The sequence below is a fragment of the Streptomyces sp. MGP-BFMKR1 genome (genome assembly GCF_057766585.1).
This window is the reverse complement of sequence record NZ_CM173408.1, coordinates 109,675-124,501: the sequence shown is the minus strand read 5'-3', so window position 1 is coordinate 124,501 and position 14,827 is coordinate 109,675. Positions and strand designations below refer to the sequence as shown.

Here is a 14,827-nt window from a genome sequence, read left to right as displayed (position 1 = left end):
CCCGATGCGCGCTGTCCTTCCCGACCTCTTCACCGACGTGCTCACCCGGCACGGCGAGCGCCTCGCGGTGAGCGACGCGGCCGGTTCGCTCGGGTACGCCGAACTCCTCCAGCGAGCCCGCGCCGCGTCGGACACCCTGGCCCGCCACGAGGAGCCGGGCGAACGGTTGCGGGTGGCCCTGTACGCCACCAACTCCGTGGACTACGTCGTCAGTTACCTGGCCACGCTGTTCGCCGGCGGGGTGCCCTTCCTGGTCGACTCGGCCTTCAGCCCGTTCGACCTCTCCCGCATCGCCGAGGACTGCGGGCTGGACCTGCTGGTCCACGCCCCGGGCGCCGAGGTGCGCGCCATCGCGGACGAGGCCCACGCGGCGGGCGGCGAGTTCGGCGTCCTCGCCGTCAGCCGGGTACGGCCGTTCGACACACCCCGCCCGCACCTGCTGGACGCCACCGAGGTGTGCCGCTTCACCTCCGGCTCCACCGGCCGGCCCAACTGCATCGAGTTCTCCGGCGCGGCCGTCTCGGCGGCGGCAGCCAACTGGGCCAAGGGCACCGGACTCTCGGCGGACGACCGCATCGCCTGCTTCGCCGCGCTCTCCAACGGGCTGGCCTTCAACACCTCCCTGCTCGCCGCCTTCCTGCCCGGCGCGTCCCTGCACCTGTCGAGCGGGCTGCCCACCGCCACCCGCGTGGTGCGGCTCCTGGAGAGCACCGAGGCCACCCGCCTCGTGGCGTTTCCGGCGCTCTACGAGTCGATCGTGCGACGCGCCCCGAAGGAGGGGTTCGCCGCCGTCCGGACCGCCATCTCGTCCGGCGCCCCCCTGCGCGAGACCGTGCGCGAGGAGTTCACCCGGCTCACCGGCGTGCCGATCCACAACTACTACGGCGTTGCCGAGGCCGGACCCCTGACGTACGCCGCCGACGGGGCCGGCAGCGGGCTCGGCGCCCCCCTGCCCGGTGTGCACCTGCTCGCCACGGAGCAGGGCATCCGGGTCAGGAGCGAGTCGATGGGCTCGCGCTACCTCAACGCCCCCGGCGTGTTCGAGGAACGCGTCGACGCCGAGGGTTACTACCACACCGGCGACCAGGGCCACCTGCGCGACGGCACGCTCCACCTGACCGGGCGCACCAGCCGGCTGGTCAACGTGGGCGGGCGCAAGATCGACCCGATCGAGATCGCGGACGTGCTGCGCACGGCCCCGGGAGTGCTGGACGCGGTCGCCTTCGAGGCCGACAACCAACACGGCGATCCCACCCTGGCCGCCGTCGTCGCCGTCGAGGCAGGCGTCAGCGCGCAGTCCCTGCGCACCCACTGCGCGGCGACGCTCCCGTCGTTCAAGGTGCCCGGCATCCTCCGCCTGGTGGACCGGATTCCGGCGAACTCGATCGGCAAGCCGTCCATCGAACGCCTGCGGCGCCTGCTCAGCGAGCCCCAGAGCACCAGCGATCCCCAGAGCAACTGACCCTCTTCGAGACACAGGATTCCCCATGGACAGCAGCGCACTTCGTACCAAGATCCTCGACCTGGCCATCGCGGCGGGCGACGGCAGCGTCACGGCCGACGAACTCGCCGGCGCCAACTACTCGCTGCGCGACGTCGGCTACTCCTCGCTCTCCTACATGCGCCTGATCGACAGCATCGAGAACGAGGTCGGCGTCTACCTGGACCCGGAGGCCCCCACCGAGCACTACGAGACCATCGACTCCGTCACGGCCCTGGTGGTCGCCAGCGGAATAGGTGCCGATGCCTGAGGCGCCGACCAGCGGCGGCCCGACGATCGGGATCGTCGGCCTCGGGCGCCTCGGTTCGGCGGTGCGGGCGGCCTGCCAGGCGAGCGGGACGAGGGTCACCCTCACCGCCTCCCGCCGCGGCGGCTGGTCCGTCGGCGCCGTTCCCGACGTGCTCGTCGACGCCAGCGCGCCCGAGGCGCACCCGGACGTCCTCGACTACTGCGCCACGCACCGGCTGCCGCTGGTCGCCTGCGTCTCCAACCTGTCGGACACCCAGTGGACGGCGCTCGAAGGGTTGGCGGAGGGGGTGCCGGTGGTCCGCGCCACCAACCTCTCCTTCGCCCACTACCTCCAGGTGCGCATCGCCGAGTTCACCGCCGCCCACGCCACCGGCCGGTTCGACGCGACCACCACCGTCCGCGAACGCCACCCGCTCGGCAAGGCACACCGCCCGAGCGCCACCGCGCTGGCGCTGGCGGACACCTGGCACCGGGCGAGCGGCCGAGCCGTGGCCGACATCGCCGACGAGCGGGCCGGACTGCCGGTCAGCGAACACGAGGTGACCCACACCTGGGACGGCGAGGCACTGCACGTGCGCCACCACGTCGGCAGTTGGGCGGTGCCGGCCCGTGGCGCGCTGGCAGCCGCCGACTGGGCCCGTACCGCGGCACCCGGACTGGTCACCATGCGGACCGTCTACGACGACCTGACTGTGAGGAGAGTGACATGAGTACCGACGAAGCGCAGCCGCTGAACCCGGCCGAGCGCCGGCTCGTGCTCCAGGTGGCGATCGGCGCCCGGATGCTGTCCCTCGACGGGCACGACGACTTCAACCAGGGCCAGATCTCCGCCCGGATACCCGGCCGCGACGAGTTCTTCATCAAGGGCGCGCTGGTCGGCTTCGACGAGGCGACCCCGGCGGACGTGGTCCGCTGCTCGGTGGACCACACCCTGCCCGCGCCGTCGCTCGCGCCGCCGGAGCTGCCGCTGCACCAGGCCATCTACCGGGCCCGCCCGGACGTCAACGGCATCGTGCACAGCCACGCCCCGCACACCCTGCTGTTCGGCGCCACCGACCTGCCGATGCGCCCGATCTCGCACGACGGCGCCTACTTCCGCGACCGGATCGGCCTGTTCACCGAGACCAGCAACACCGTCCTGGACATCGAGACCGGCGAGCACATCGCCAAGGACCTCGGCGAGCACCCGGCCGTCCTGCTGCGCAACCACGGCGGCGTCATCGTCGGCAAGAGCGTGCGGCACGCCGCCGTCTTCGCCCAGGTCCTGGAGCGGGCCTGCCGGCTCCAGCTCATGGCCGAGGGCACCGGCGTCCCGTACACCTGGTCCACCGACCAGGACGTGGCGGCCAAGCAGGACTTCATCTACGCCGACCTCTCCGTCCGCTCGTACTGGGACTACGCCGTCCGTCGGGTGGAGAGGAACTGGCCGCAGGCCGCCGACTGGGGACGCGGCTGACCGCGCCCACCGCGCGGTCAGCGCACCGGAACACCCCTCGCCACCCAGCCCCACCGCACTCACGGAGGTCGTCCGATGAAGGTCCAGCGCATCCTGCCCACGGAGGAGGCGGCCGAGCTACTCGGCCTGGTCCGCGAGATCGCGACCGGCGAACTCGCGCCCCGGGTCGCCCAGTTCGAGGCGGACCACGAGTTCCCCCGGGAGGTCGTGCGCACCCTGGGCAAGGCCGGGCTGCTGAGCCTGCCCTACCCCGAGGAGTACGGCGGCGGTGGCCAGCCGTACGAGGTCTACCTCCAGGCGCTGGAGGAGATCGCCTACCACTGGTTCGCGGTGGCCGAGGCCGTCAACGTGCACAACCTGGCCTGCTTCGGGACCGCCACCTACGGCACCCCGGCCCAGCGCGAGGAGTTGCTGCCCGGCATGCTGGGCGGCGAACTCCTCGGCGCGTACTGCCTCTCCGAGGCGGAGGCCGGCTCGGACGCGGCCTCGCTGACCACCCGCGCGGTGCGCGAGGGCGACGACTACCGCATCACGGGCACCAAGTCCTGGGTCACCCACGCCGGCCACGCCGACTTCTACAACGTGTTCAGCCGCACCGGCGGGCCCGGCGCCCGCGGGCTGTCCTGTCTGGTGGTCCCCAGCGGCACACCGGGCATGGTGGTGCACGAGCCGGAGCGCAAGCTGGGTGTCTGGTCCAACCCCACCGCTCAGGTCGGCTTCGAGGACGTCCGGGTGCCGGCCGAGCGGCTGATCGGCCGCGAGGGCAAGGGCTTCCTGATCGCCATGGGCGCCCTCGACTGCGGCCGGCTCGGCATCGCCGCCTGCGCGGTCGGCATCGCCCAGGCCGCCGCCGACTACGCGGTGCGGTACGCGAAGGAACGCCGCCAGTTCGGCCAGCGGATCATCTCCTTCCAGGGCGTCGGCTTCCTGCTGGCCGACATGGCCACCCAGATCGCCGCGGCCCGTGCGCTCACCCTGGCAGCCGCCCGACTCAAGGACGCCGGCCTGCCCTACTCGCTGGAGGCGGCCAAGGCCAAGCTGTTCGCCACCGACATGGCGATGAAGGTGACCACCGACGCGGTGCAGGTGCTCGGCGGCGCCGGCTACGTCGCCGACCACCCGGTCGAACGCTGGATGCGCGAGGCCAAGCTGTTGCAGATCGTCGAGGGCACCAACCAGATCCAACGCCTGGTCATCTCACAGGGACTGGACTAGCCAAACCGCCGCGGCAGCAGGGCGAATCGCCGCGGGCGTCGTACGAGGCAACCGAAGGGAAAGTGGGGAACACGATGACCACGGTCGAGGAGCGGACCATCACACTGGAGTCCGCGCGGGCGGGGACGGGCCCGGCCACCTGGGGGCAGCGGGCGATCTGGGGGGTCGTCACCCGGCTCGGCGACGACGCCCCCCGGTACAACCTGCGGCTCGACCTCCCCCTCACCCCGCCGCGCCCCGCCACCCGGGTCCTCGCGGACCTGACGGAGCTGCTGCGGATGCACGACAGCCTGCACACCAGGCTGCTGCCCGACGGCGCGGACGGCCTGGAACAGGTCGTGGACGGGGCCGGCGAACTTCCCGTGGCGGTGCGGACCTGCCAGGTGGCTCAGGCGCCCGAAGTCGGTGCGGCGCTGATGGAGGAGCTGGCGGGACGCTCCTTCGACCACGCGCGGGAGTGGCCGTTCCGGGTCGGCCTCGTGGAGTGCGAGAACCAGGTCCACCGGCTCGTACTGGCGGCCTCGCACACCGCGATGGACCTGTGGGGCGAGGGGCGCATGCTGCGCGACCTGGAACTCATCTCAGCGGGCGAGAGCGCCGAGGCCCTGCTCAAGGCCCGCCCCGCGCTCCAACCCCTGGAGGCCGCGGCACACCAGACGTCCGCGCTCGGCCGGCGCAAGGACGCGGGAGCCCGGCGCTACTGGTGCGAGCGCCTGGCCGCCGGCCCCCGACGAATCTTCCGCAACCCCGCGGCGCCGGAACTGGCGGAGACCGAACCCGGCCGGCTGTTCCCCAACGCGCTGCTGCGCTCACCCGCGCTGGCGGTCGCCGCCGAGCGGGTCGCGACGGAGCTGGGCGTGAGCGACGCCGCCGTGCTGCTGGGAGCGGCGTCGCACCAGTTGGCCAGGATGTCCGGGAGCAGCGACGTGCTGTTCCAGGTGGTGGTGAGCAACCGCTTCCAGCCGGCCGCCGCCGAGTCGGTCAGCACGATGGCACAGGAGGCCGTGTTCCTGCTGACCGACGCGGACAAGGACTTCGAGGAGGCGGTACGGCGGACGCGGTCCGTCTCGTTCAGCGCGTTCCGGCACGCCGGGTACGACAAGTGGGCGCTGGACCGCGAGGTGGCGCGACTGGTCGAACGGGGCGAGGCGGCCGACCACTCGTGCTGGTGGAACGACACCCGGGACCCGAGCGACGGGCCGTTCGACACGGTGGAACGCCCGTCGGCCCCGCCGCGTGAACTGCTCGGCCAGACCGAACTGACCTGGCCGACCGAGTTCCTGCCCCGGGCGAACGTCTCGATCGCCGTGGACGCGCTGACCGCCCCCGGCGCCCTGGAACTCGCCATGACCGCCGACCCGGCGGTCATCTCCCGCGAGGGGATGGAACGCTTCCTGCGCGGGGTCGAGGAGTTGGTGGTCGCCGAGGCGACAGCGCGGGGTGAGGGATGAGCACGCGGTACGCGGGGATCGCCTGGGCGGGCACGGGGTACCAGGTCGAGGTCCTGGACGGGGCCGGGCAGCGGGTGGTCGAGCCGAGCGACTGGGGAGCCGCCCAGGTCGCGCAGCTCATGGCCTGGCTGACGGAACTGGGCGAGGAAGCGCCCGTGGCCGTGGTCCTGGAGAGCACCAACGGCCTGCTCGACGGGCCCATGACGGCGGCCGGCCTCGACGTCTACCGCGCCGACCCCTGGCTGCTCCCGGCCCGGCCGTCGTTCGGCTCCGTCACGGCCGGCGAACTCGCCGAGCGGGCCCGCAGCGCACCCGACGCGCTGGCCCGGGTGACCGCCGAGGGCGGCAGCCTGACCGGCCGCGCCGAGGAGTACGACGACAGCGTGCGGCGCAGCGAGCCGATGCGGACGGCGCTGATGGCCTCCGGACGCTGCGTCGAGCACGGCCGCCGGGACGCCCCCCGGGTCGCGCTCACCTTCGACGACGGCCCCGACCCGGTCTACACCCGCCAGGTCCTGGGGATCCTGGCCCGCTACGACGCCCGGGCGACCTTCTTCTGCGTGGGGCACCACGTCGCGGCGCTGCCCGACGAGGTCCGCCGGATCGCCGCGGCCGGCCACGAGGTGGGCAACCACTCCTGGTCGCACCCCTTCCTCCCGGACCTCACCCCGGACCAACTGCGCGAACAACTCGACCGGACGGCGACCGAGGTGGCCCGGGTGACCGGCGAGGCCCCCACCCGCTTCCGACCCCCGTACGGCGGCCTCAGCCCCGAGGTGCTGGCCACCCTGGCCGACCATCCGACCACCCTCACGCTGTGGGACGTGGACTCCCGCGACTGGTCCAGGCCCGGGCCGGAGCGGATCGCCGCGTCCGTCCTGGCGACCGCCCGGCCGGGCTCGGTGGTGCTCATGCACGAGGGCGCCGGCGACCGCAGCCAGACCGTACGGGCCCTCCCCTCGATCATCGAGGGCCTGCTGGACCGCGGCCTGGAACCGGTCACCCTGCACGACCTGCTCGCACCGCCCACCCAGGCCGAAGCCAGCCGCCCGTCGGCAGCCGCCGGCGCCTGACGTACGGCGACCATGCCCGGAGCGCCGCCACCCCGACGGCCCGTCCCATCCGACCCCGAAGACCACGAGACACGAACTACGGCTGGAGAACTGAAGAGTCATGAAAGATCGCTCGGCAGACCACACCGCGGCGGCTACGTCCTCGCAGACCCAGGACCGGCCCGCCGAGGCGCCGCAGGCCGGGGAACCGGCGATCTGGACCCGTAACTTCCAGTTCTACTTCACCGCCCGCAGCGCGGGCCTCCTCGGCTGGGCCATGCTCCCCGTCGCGGTCACGGCCGGGCTGCTCAGCTCCGGCTACAGCCTGAGCACCGCCGGATACGCGATGGCCTTCCTGGTCGGCCCGTTCGCCGGCCTGGTGATCTTCGGCGGGGTGCTGGCCGACCGCTTCACCGCGCGCCGCATGATGATCGCCGCCGACCTGTTCAACCTGACCGCCCACGTGCTGCTGGCCCTCCTCTTCGCCTACGGCATCGACCACCTGTGGCACCTGTACACGCTGCTGGTGGTGGCCGGCGTCGCCAACGCGATGTTCCAGCCGGGCGCCTCGTCGACCGTCCCGCTGGTCTCCCGCGACGTGCAGGGCGCCAACGGCGTGCTGCGCATATCCGAGGCGTTCACCGCACTCGGCGGCCCGGCGCTGGCCGGCGTGCTGGTGGGCACCGCCGCCACCGAGTGGGTGATGGTGATCTCCGCCGTCTCCTACGGCACCAGCGCCTGCTGCCTGTTCGCGCTCCGGCTCGGGGCGGTGCCCGCCCCGCCGGCCGACGAGAGCTTCGTCCGCAACCTGGTGGTCGGCTGGCAGGAGTTCCGCTCGCGCAACTGGCTGTGGGGCGTGATCGCGATCTGGATGGTCTTCGCCGTGCTCTCCTGGGGCCCGCAACTCTCCATCGCCGCCGGCGTGATCGTGCCCGAGCACGGCGCCACCGCCTTCGGCCTGCTCAACTGCGCGTTCGGCGCGGGCACCGTGGCCGGCGGCGTGCTGGCGATGCGCTACAAGCCCGACCGGCCGCTGGCCGCCGGCGCCGTGGCGATGCTGGCCTACCCGCTCTACCCGCTCGGCATCGTGCTCGACTGGCCGGTCTGGCTGTTGGCCGTCGCCCAGGTCGTGGTCGGTGTCGGCATCACCTTCTGGGGCGTCATGTGGGCCACCAGCGTGCAGACCCAGGTGCCGGGCGAGGTGCTCAACCGGGTGCACGCCTACGAGGTCGCGGGCTCCGTCGGCATGTTCCCGGTCGGCAGCGCGTTGGCCGGCCCGGCTGTCGGGGCGTTCGGCACCGACGAGGTGCTCCTGGTGGGCGTCGTGGTCGCCCTCCTCACCGCGGCGGCCCTGCTGGCGGCCCGCCCGATCCGCACCCTGGGCCGGGTACCGGGCCGCGCCTGAGCCCGGGCGGTCGGGGACCCGCGGGGCCGACGCGGTGCGTCCGCGTCGGCCCCGCGCGCGGCGCGCCCCACAGCCAACCCGCCAACCCTCCATCCCGATAAGCGGTCACCCCGACTCCCGGGCCCCCTCACGGCAACGTGCGGGTCAACCAGGCCACTTCGCCGTTCTTCTCCACGGTGACGCGGTCCCGAGCGAACCCGAGCTTCGCCAGCACGCGGAGCGAGGGGGTGTTCCACGTGCCGACGGTCGCCCAGAGCCTTGTCCGCCCGGTCGCCGCCGCGGCGTCGAGCACCGCCCGTGCCGCCTCGGTGGCGTAACCGTGCCCGTGCACGCGCTGGAACAGCTCGTACGCGATCTCGGGCTCCTCCAGCGTGGTGCGGCCGATGATCAGTCCGCAGTAGCCGATGAAGTCGCCCTCGGCGCGGCGCTGGATGGGCAACAGGGCGATGCCCGTGGTCGTCGTCGCGGCGAGTTGCTCGGCGATGTCCGCCCGCACGTACTCGACCGTGTGCGTCCCGGTGCCGCGTTCGGAGTGCAGGGCGCGGAGTCCGGCGGCGTCCGACTCGTCCCACGGCCGCAGTATCAGCCGCTCGGTCTCCAGGTGGAACGGCATCGTCTCGTACGTCGTCATGCCCCCACCCTGCCGCACCGACCCACACGCATCACGGCCGGAGTGCCACGACGTGCCCGCTCGGCCCGAGGGGCCGTCGGTTGCGTCGTCGTTCCCGGTCCCGAGGTGGTCGGCCCGGGGCCTCAGACGTGGTCGGGCTTGCGGGCCTCGATGAGGGTCCGGGAGGAGTGGGCGATGAACGGGCCATCGGCCTCGATCCGCTCGTGCAGGGCGCGCAACTGGTCGCGGTAGCGGTCGACGGTGAAGCCGGGCACCGTCCAGACCACCTTGCGGAGGAAGTAGACGACGGCGCCGACGTCGAGGAACTCCATCCGCAGCCGCTCCGTGCGCACGTCCACGATCTCCAGGCCGGCGGCCCGCGCCGCGGCGCTCTCGTCATCGGGATGACGCTTGCGGCGCGCCTCGGGCTGCGGCCCCAGGAAGTACTCCACCAGCTCCCACACGCTGGCGGGCCCGACGTGCTGGGCGAGGTACGTGCCGCCCGGCCGTAGCACCCGGGCGATCTCCTCCCACCACACGGTGGCGGGATGGCGGCTGGTCACCAGGTCGAACGCGTCGTCGGCGAACGGCAGCGGCGGCTCGTCCGGATCGGCGAGGACCACCACCCCGCGCGGGTGCAGCAGCCTGGTCGCCTTGGCCACGTTGGGAGGCCAGGACTCCGTGGCGGCCATCGTGGGTGGCAACGTCTCCGCCTTGGCCAGGACTTCGCCGCCGCCGGTCTGCACGTCCAACCCCGCCGCCACGGTCGCCAGCCGCCGGCTCATCAACCGCTGGTACCCCCACGACGGGCGCTCCTCGCTGGCCCGCCCCGCCAACCAGGAGAAGTCCCACCCGTCCACGGACACGGACGCCGCCTCGGCGACAAGATCCTCGAAAGAACGCGACATGCCCGCATTGTGCCGTCAGGGGGCCCGCGCGGTGCGCAGGGTGTTCCCGTGGTCGGGCGTGGCGAGGCCCCGCGAGGTGGGGCGGCGGGTCAGGCACCCTCCAGCCGCGCGCGCTACCGACCGCGCTCGGCGACCCCGGGTTCGCCGAGCGCCTGGCTGATGGTGACGGCCGCGACGACCAGCCCGCCGCGCACGTGCCACCGTCCGGCCATCCGGGAGAGCGGAACGCCCGCCACCACGGGGCCGACCTGCCGCAACTCGGCGGTGAAGCCGTCGGAGGCCGGGTCGAACGCGAGCCGCGCCTCCTGGAACCCGAGCCAGCGCCGCGCCAGCGGATACCACGCCTTGTAGACGGCCTCCTTGGCGCTGAAGAGCAGTCGGTCCCAGTGGACTTCGGGGCGCGCGGCCGTGAGCTGGGCCAGGTGCGGTACCTCGTCGGGGTGGGCGACCTTCGTGAGCAACCCCTCGGGGAGGGGAGCATGCGGCTCGGCGTCGATGCCGATCGAGGCGTGGTGGGCGTCGAAGCTCAACGCTGCGGCCCGGTAGCCCGCGCAGTGCGTCATGCTGCCCACGACCCCGGACGGCCACAGCGGCTCACGCCGAGCGCCGGACAGGATGGCGACGGCCGGTATCCCCAGGTCCCTCATGGCCTGCCGGGCGAGGTGGCGAACGGTGGCGTACTCGCGACGCCGCCTGTCGATGGCGCTGCGCACCCCCGCCTCCTCCTCCGGAAACAGTCGGGCGTCCGGGAGGTCGCCGAAGGAGTCCGCCACGGCGACCCCCGCCGGCACGATGTCGCCGATCATCGGGCCAGCCTACGAGAGCCGTAACCCGGCGAGGAAGGGCCCCGGCGCGGGTGGCTGGCCGGTGCCCGACGGTGGCGTGGCCGGGGCCGCCATCGCCAAGGGCGTGGGCATGATCGAGCCGGACACGGTGACGCTGCTGGCCCGTGCTGTACCAGGCGGCCCTGCACCTGGTGCGCGCGATCGCCGCCGACGGTGAGGGCGCCGGCAAGCTGATCGAGGTGCGGGTGACCGGCGCCCGCGACGACGCTCAGGCACTGACGCCCGCCCCGCCTGCTCGGGCGGGGCGGGGCGGGGCGCGGCGCTAGCGCGGCAGGGGCAGTCCCGTGTAGTTGTCCGCGAGGTCGGCCGCGGCGTGCGGCGAGGTGGCCAGCCGTGCCAACTGCGCCAGTTGCAGGCGGGTGTCGAAGGGTGAGTGGGCCGGGTCGGTGTGCAGCGTGGTGGTCATGAGGTACGAGAAGTGCTCGGCCCGCCACACCCGGCGCAGGCACGTGTCGGAGTAGGCGTCCAGCAGGTCGGCGGAGCCGGTGTCGCGCTGGTGGATCAACGCCCGGGCCAGGACGGTCACGTCGGCCGCCGCGAGGTTGAGGCCCTTGGCGCCCGTCGGCGGGACGATGTGCGCCGCGTCGCCCGCCAGGAAGAGGCGGCCGTGGCGCATGGGCTCCGTCACGTGGCTGCGCATCGGCAACACCGCCTTGGCCGTGACCGGGCCGCGCTCCAGCTTCCAGGTGGGGTCGTCGTCCAGGGCGAAGCGGGCGTCCAACTCGTCCCAGACGCGCTCGTCGGGCCACGCGGCCGGATCGGTGCCGTTGGGGACCTGGAGGTAGAGCCTGCTGACGGTGGGGGAGCGCACGCTCGCCAGGGCGAAGCCGCGCGCGGAGTGGGCGTAGATCAACTCGTCGTACACCGGCGCGGCCTGGGCCAGGATGCCGAGCCAGGAGTACGGGTAGTCGCGCTCGTAGGTGGTGCGCACGCTCGCCGGTACGGCCTCGCGGGCCACGCCGTGGAAGCCGTCGCAGCCCACCACGTAGTCACAGGTCAGCGTCCGGTCCTCGGCCTCGTGCCGGTAGTGGATGACCGGCCGGTCGCTGGTGGCGCCCTCGACGGCGCGCACCTCGGCGTCGAAGCACAGCGGGCCGCCGTCGGCGAGCCGCAGCGCGATCAGGTCCTTGACCACCTCGGTCTGCGCGTACACCACCACCCCACGGCCGCCGGTGAGCGAGGGGAAGTCGACGCGGTGCGCGCCCCGGTCGAAGCGCAGCTCGATGCCGTGGTGCACCAGCCCCTCGCGGTCCATGCGCGCGCCCGCACCCGCCGCGCGCAGCGTGTCCGCGGTCTGCTGCTCCAGGATGCCCGCCCGCTGGCGCTGCTCGACGTACGCGCGGTCGCGGCGCTCAAGCACCACGTTGTCGATGCCCGCGTTGTCCAGCAGCCGGCCCAGCAGCAGTCCTGCCGGGCCGCCGCCGATGATGCCGACGGTGGTACGCATCAGGGGGTCTCCTCGTCGTCGCCGAAGGGCTTGGTCTCCGGGCCCGCGGGCGGCGCGGGGGGGTGAGGTGGGCGCGCCGGGCCGCTCCTCGGCCAGCACGCGGTCGGCCACCTTGAAGGCCGAGTTGGCGGCGGGCACGCCGCAGTACACGGCCGTCTGCAACAGCACCGCGCCGATCTCCTCGGGGCTGAGTCCGTTGCGCAGCGCGGCGCGGACGTGCATGGCCAGCTCCTCGTCGTGGCCGCCGGCCACCAGCGCGGTGAGCGTGACGCAGCTCCGGGTGCGGCGGTCCAGCGCGTCGCTGGTCCAGATCTCGCCCCAGGCGTAGCGGGTGATGAAGTCCTGGAAGCGGGCGGTGAAGGCGGTGGTGTGCGCGATGGCGCGGTCCACGTGCGCGTCGCCGAGTACGGCGCGGCGTACGGCCATGGCCTGGGCGCGCGAGAACGCCCCCGAGCTGTCGGGCGCCTGGTCCCGGGCCGGGTGCGGTTCGCTCGGGTCGGTGGTCAGGTGTGCCCGCAGGGCGGCGAGCACCGCTCGGGGCTGCTCGACGCAGGCCAGGTGGCCGGCGCGGGCGATCTCGACCAGGTGCGCGTCGGGGATGCCGTCCGCGAGCGCGCGGGCGTGCGCCGGCGGCGTCGCGGCGTCGTCCCGGCCGCCGATGACGAGGGTGGGCGCGGTGATCCGGGCCAGCTCGTCCCGCAGGTCGAGGCGGGCGATCAGCTCGCAGCACGCCGCGTACGCCGCGGGGTTGACCGCGCGGTGGTCGGCCACCAGCGCCGCCACCGTCTCGGCGTGGCGGGCGGCGAAGCCGGGCGCGAACCAGCGGTCCGGGGCGCTGTCGGCCAGCGGCCCGACGCCGCGGGCGCGCACCGCGTCGGCCCGCTCGTGCCACGTCTCGGGCGGGCCGAACCGGGCCGAGGTGCACAGCAGGGCCAGCGCGCTGACGCGGCGCGGGTGGTGGGCGGCGAGCCAGGCGCCGACGGCGCCGCCGAGCGAGACGCCGGCGTAGGCGAAGGTCTCGACGCCGAGCGCGTCGGCGAGGGCGATGACCCGCTCGGCCAGGTCGGCCACGGTCGGTTCGGCGGGCAGCGCGTCGGCGGGCGAACCGCCGTGGCCCGGCAGGTCCCAGCGGACCACCCGGTGGTCGTGGGCCAGTGCGGCGGCCTGCCGGTCCCAGACGGACAGCGAGGTGCCGAGCGAGGGCCCGAGGAGGAGGGCGGGGGCGTGCGCCGGGCCTTCGACGCGGTGGTGGAGGAGGGTCATCGGGGGTCCTGCCCAGGGTGCGGGGAGCGGGGGTCGCGCCGGAGCGCGCGGTCGGTGAGGGCGCCGGCCGAGCCCAGGTAGTCGGCGGGCTCGGCGAGTTCGCGCAGCCGGGCCGCCGGCAGCGCGCCGGTCACGTCGGGCTCGGCGCGCAGCGCGTCGAACAGGTCGGTGCCCTGCTCGGTGGCCCGCCGCGCGGCCCGGGTGAGCGCGGCCTTGGCCGGGCCGCGACCCAGGCGCGGGGCCAACTCGGCGACCAGCCGTTCGCTGAGCAGCGCGCCGCCGGTCAGCCCCAGGTTGGCGCGCATCCGGTCGGCGTCGACCGTCAGCGACGCGCCGAGTTCGGCCGCCGTGTGGGCGGCCCCGCCCAGCAGGCGCAGGGCGTCGCGCAGCGGCTGCCACTCGGCGTGCCAGGGCCCGGCCGCCCGCTCGTCCGGCGCGGCCAGCGCGCCCAGCAGTACCGAGGCGAGCGCCGGGACCTGTCGGGCCGCCGCCGCGATGAGCGTGGCCCGCACCGGGTTGGCCTTGTGCGGCATGGCCGACGAGCCGCCGCCCGAGCCCTCGCCCAACTCGCCGATCTCGGTGCGGGCCAGCACCAGCACGTCGCCGGCGACCTTGCCGAGGGCGCCCGCGCCGAAGGCGAGCGCGGCGCCCGTGTCCGCGATCGGGGTGCGCAGCGCGTGCCAGGGCAACTCGGGTGCGACCAGGCCCAGTTCGGCGGCGTACGCGGCGACCAGGGTCAGGCCCGGATCGCCGCCGTCGGGCCCCGGCGCGGCGTTCGGCGCCTCGGCGTAGGCGTGAAAGGCGGCCAGCGTGCCGGCCGCGCCGCCGAGTTGCACCGGCAGCGCGGCGCGCACGCGGGTGATCCGCTCGTACGCGTCCAGCACCAGCGCGCGCCATCCGGCCACCTTGAGCCCCACGGTGGTGGGCACCGCGTGCTGCGTCAGCGTGCGGCCGGCCAGCGGCGTGTCGCGGTGCCGGGCGGCCAGCGCGCCGAACGCGTCGGCCGCCCGCCCGAGGTCGGCGGCGATCAGGTCCAGGCTCGCGGCGGTGACCAGCATGCACGCCGTGTCCATGATGTCCTGGCTGGTGGGCCCGCGGTGCACGTACGCGGCGTGCTCGGCGTGGGCGTCGGCCACCGCCTGGGTGAGGTCGGCGACCAGCGGGATGACCGGGTTGCCGCCCGCGCGGGCCCGGTCGGCCAGCGACGCCAGGTCGAACCGGTCCGCGCGGGCCACTGCCGTCACGGTGGCCGCGGCCTCCGGTGGCGCGAGCCCCACGGCGGCCTGGGCCCGGGTCACGGCGGCCTCGGCGTCGAGCATCGCCCGCACGAAGGCGTGGTCACTGGTGACCTCGTCGACGGGGCTCGTCGCCCGCACCGGGGCCAACAGGCCGACGTCGCGCTGGTGCACGGGGTACGGGCCGGTC

13 protein-coding genes and 2 pseudogenes are annotated in these 14,827 nt (G+C 74.3%); 9 read left to right on the top strand and 6 right to left on the bottom strand.

Annotated elements, in window-relative coordinates:
- Positions 1-4: 4 nt before the first annotated feature.
- From AC3CHW_RS00540 to AC3CHW_RS00505, 8 genes are all read left to right on the top strand, one after another.
- A complete protein-coding gene (locus tag AC3CHW_RS00540) occupies positions 5-1,462 on the top strand; it encodes a class I adenylate-forming enzyme family protein (RefSeq protein WP_488469148.1) in 1,458 nt (485 codons plus the stop codon).
- Positions 1,463-1,487: 25 nt separating this feature from the next.
- Positions 1,488-1,751 (top strand): phosphopantetheine-binding protein, encoded by a 264-nt coding sequence (locus tag AC3CHW_RS00535; RefSeq protein WP_176165680.1) that lies wholly within the window; start codon positions 1,488-1,490, stop codon positions 1,749-1,751.
- Entirely contained in the window at positions 1,744-2,460 is a 717-nt protein-coding gene (locus AC3CHW_RS00530; RefSeq protein ID WP_488469147.1) for a dihydrodipicolinate reductase C-terminal domain-containing protein, read from the top strand. The genes AC3CHW_RS00535 and AC3CHW_RS00530 overlap by 8 nt, the downstream gene beginning before the upstream one ends.
- On the top strand, positions 2,457-3,206 hold the full coding sequence (locus AC3CHW_RS00525; RefSeq protein ID WP_176165682.1) for a class II aldolase/adducin family protein: 750 nt from the start codon (positions 2,457-2,459) through the stop codon (positions 3,204-3,206). Before AC3CHW_RS00530 ends, AC3CHW_RS00525 begins: the two co-directional genes overlap by 4 nt.
- Before the next feature lie 75 nt (positions 3,207-3,281).
- Positions 3,282-4,421 (top strand): acyl-CoA dehydrogenase family protein, encoded by a 1,140-nt coding sequence (locus tag AC3CHW_RS00520; protein WP_398611089.1) that lies wholly within the window; start codon positions 3,282-3,284, stop codon positions 4,419-4,421.
- Positions 4,422-4,495: 74 nt separating this feature from the next.
- Positions 4,496-5,872, top strand: coding sequence for a condensation domain-containing protein (locus AC3CHW_RS00515; RefSeq protein WP_488469146.1), 1,377 nt, complete (start codon positions 4,496-4,498; stop codon positions 5,870-5,872).
- Positions 5,869-6,945: a polysaccharide deacetylase family protein gene (locus tag AC3CHW_RS00510; protein ID WP_488469145.1), complete on the top strand. Its 1,077-nt coding sequence runs from the start codon at positions 5,869-5,871 to the stop codon at positions 6,943-6,945. The genes AC3CHW_RS00515 and AC3CHW_RS00510 overlap by 4 nt, the downstream gene beginning before the upstream one ends.
- 100 nt (positions 6,946-7,045) lie before the next feature.
- Positions 7,046-8,329, top strand: a complete 1,284-nt coding sequence (locus AC3CHW_RS00505; RefSeq protein WP_488469144.1) for an MFS transporter — start codon at positions 7,046-7,048, stop codon at positions 8,327-8,329.
- A 127-nt stretch (positions 8,330-8,456) separates the two neighbouring features.
- Here the strand turns inward: AC3CHW_RS00505 and AC3CHW_RS00500 are convergent, their stop codons facing one another.
- From AC3CHW_RS00500 to AC3CHW_RS00490, 3 genes are all read right to left on the bottom strand, one after another.
- Entirely contained in the window at positions 8,457-8,960 is a 504-nt protein-coding gene (locus AC3CHW_RS00500) for a GNAT family N-acetyltransferase (protein ID WP_488469143.1), read from the bottom strand.
- A 122-nt stretch (positions 8,961-9,082) separates the two neighbouring features.
- Positions 9,083-9,847, bottom strand: a complete 765-nt coding sequence (locus AC3CHW_RS00495; RefSeq protein ID WP_488469142.1) for a class I SAM-dependent methyltransferase — start codon at positions 9,845-9,847, stop codon at positions 9,083-9,085.
- 113 nt (positions 9,848-9,960) lie between these two features.
- Entirely contained in the window at positions 9,961-10,653 is a 693-nt protein-coding gene (locus tag AC3CHW_RS00490; protein WP_488469141.1) for a 4'-phosphopantetheinyl transferase family protein, read from the bottom strand.
- A 146-nt stretch (positions 10,654-10,799) separates the two neighbouring features.
- On the opposite strand from AC3CHW_RS00490, the pseudogene AC3CHW_RS00485 reads away from it, so the two are divergent.
- Positions 10,800-10,907, top strand: a pseudogene (locus tag AC3CHW_RS00485) (bifunctional ornithine acetyltransferase/N-acetylglutamate synthase); the annotation flags it as partial.
- Between the two features lie 47 nt (positions 10,908-10,954).
- On the opposite strand, the gene AC3CHW_RS00480 reads toward AC3CHW_RS00485, so the two are convergent.
- The 3 genes and pseudogenes from AC3CHW_RS00480 to pcaB form a co-directional block, all read right to left on the bottom strand.
- On the bottom strand, positions 10,955-12,139 hold the full coding sequence (locus tag AC3CHW_RS00480; RefSeq protein ID WP_488471265.1) for a 4-hydroxybenzoate 3-monooxygenase: 1,185 nt from the start codon (positions 12,137-12,139) through the stop codon (positions 10,955-10,957).
- Positions 12,140-12,223: 84 nt separating this feature from the next.
- A pseudogene (gene pcaDC / locus AC3CHW_RS00475) lies at positions 12,224-13,402 on the bottom strand (bifunctional 3-oxoadipate enol-lactonase/4-carboxymuconolactone decarboxylase PcaDC); the annotation flags it as partial.
- A complete protein-coding gene (gene pcaB / locus AC3CHW_RS00470; RefSeq protein ID WP_488471264.1) occupies positions 13,399-14,811 on the bottom strand; it encodes a 3-carboxy-cis,cis-muconate cycloisomerase in 1,413 nt (470 codons plus the stop codon). The pseudogene pcaDC and the gene pcaB, both read right to left, overlap by 4 nt.
- Between the last annotated feature and the right edge of the window lie 16 nt (positions 14,812-14,827).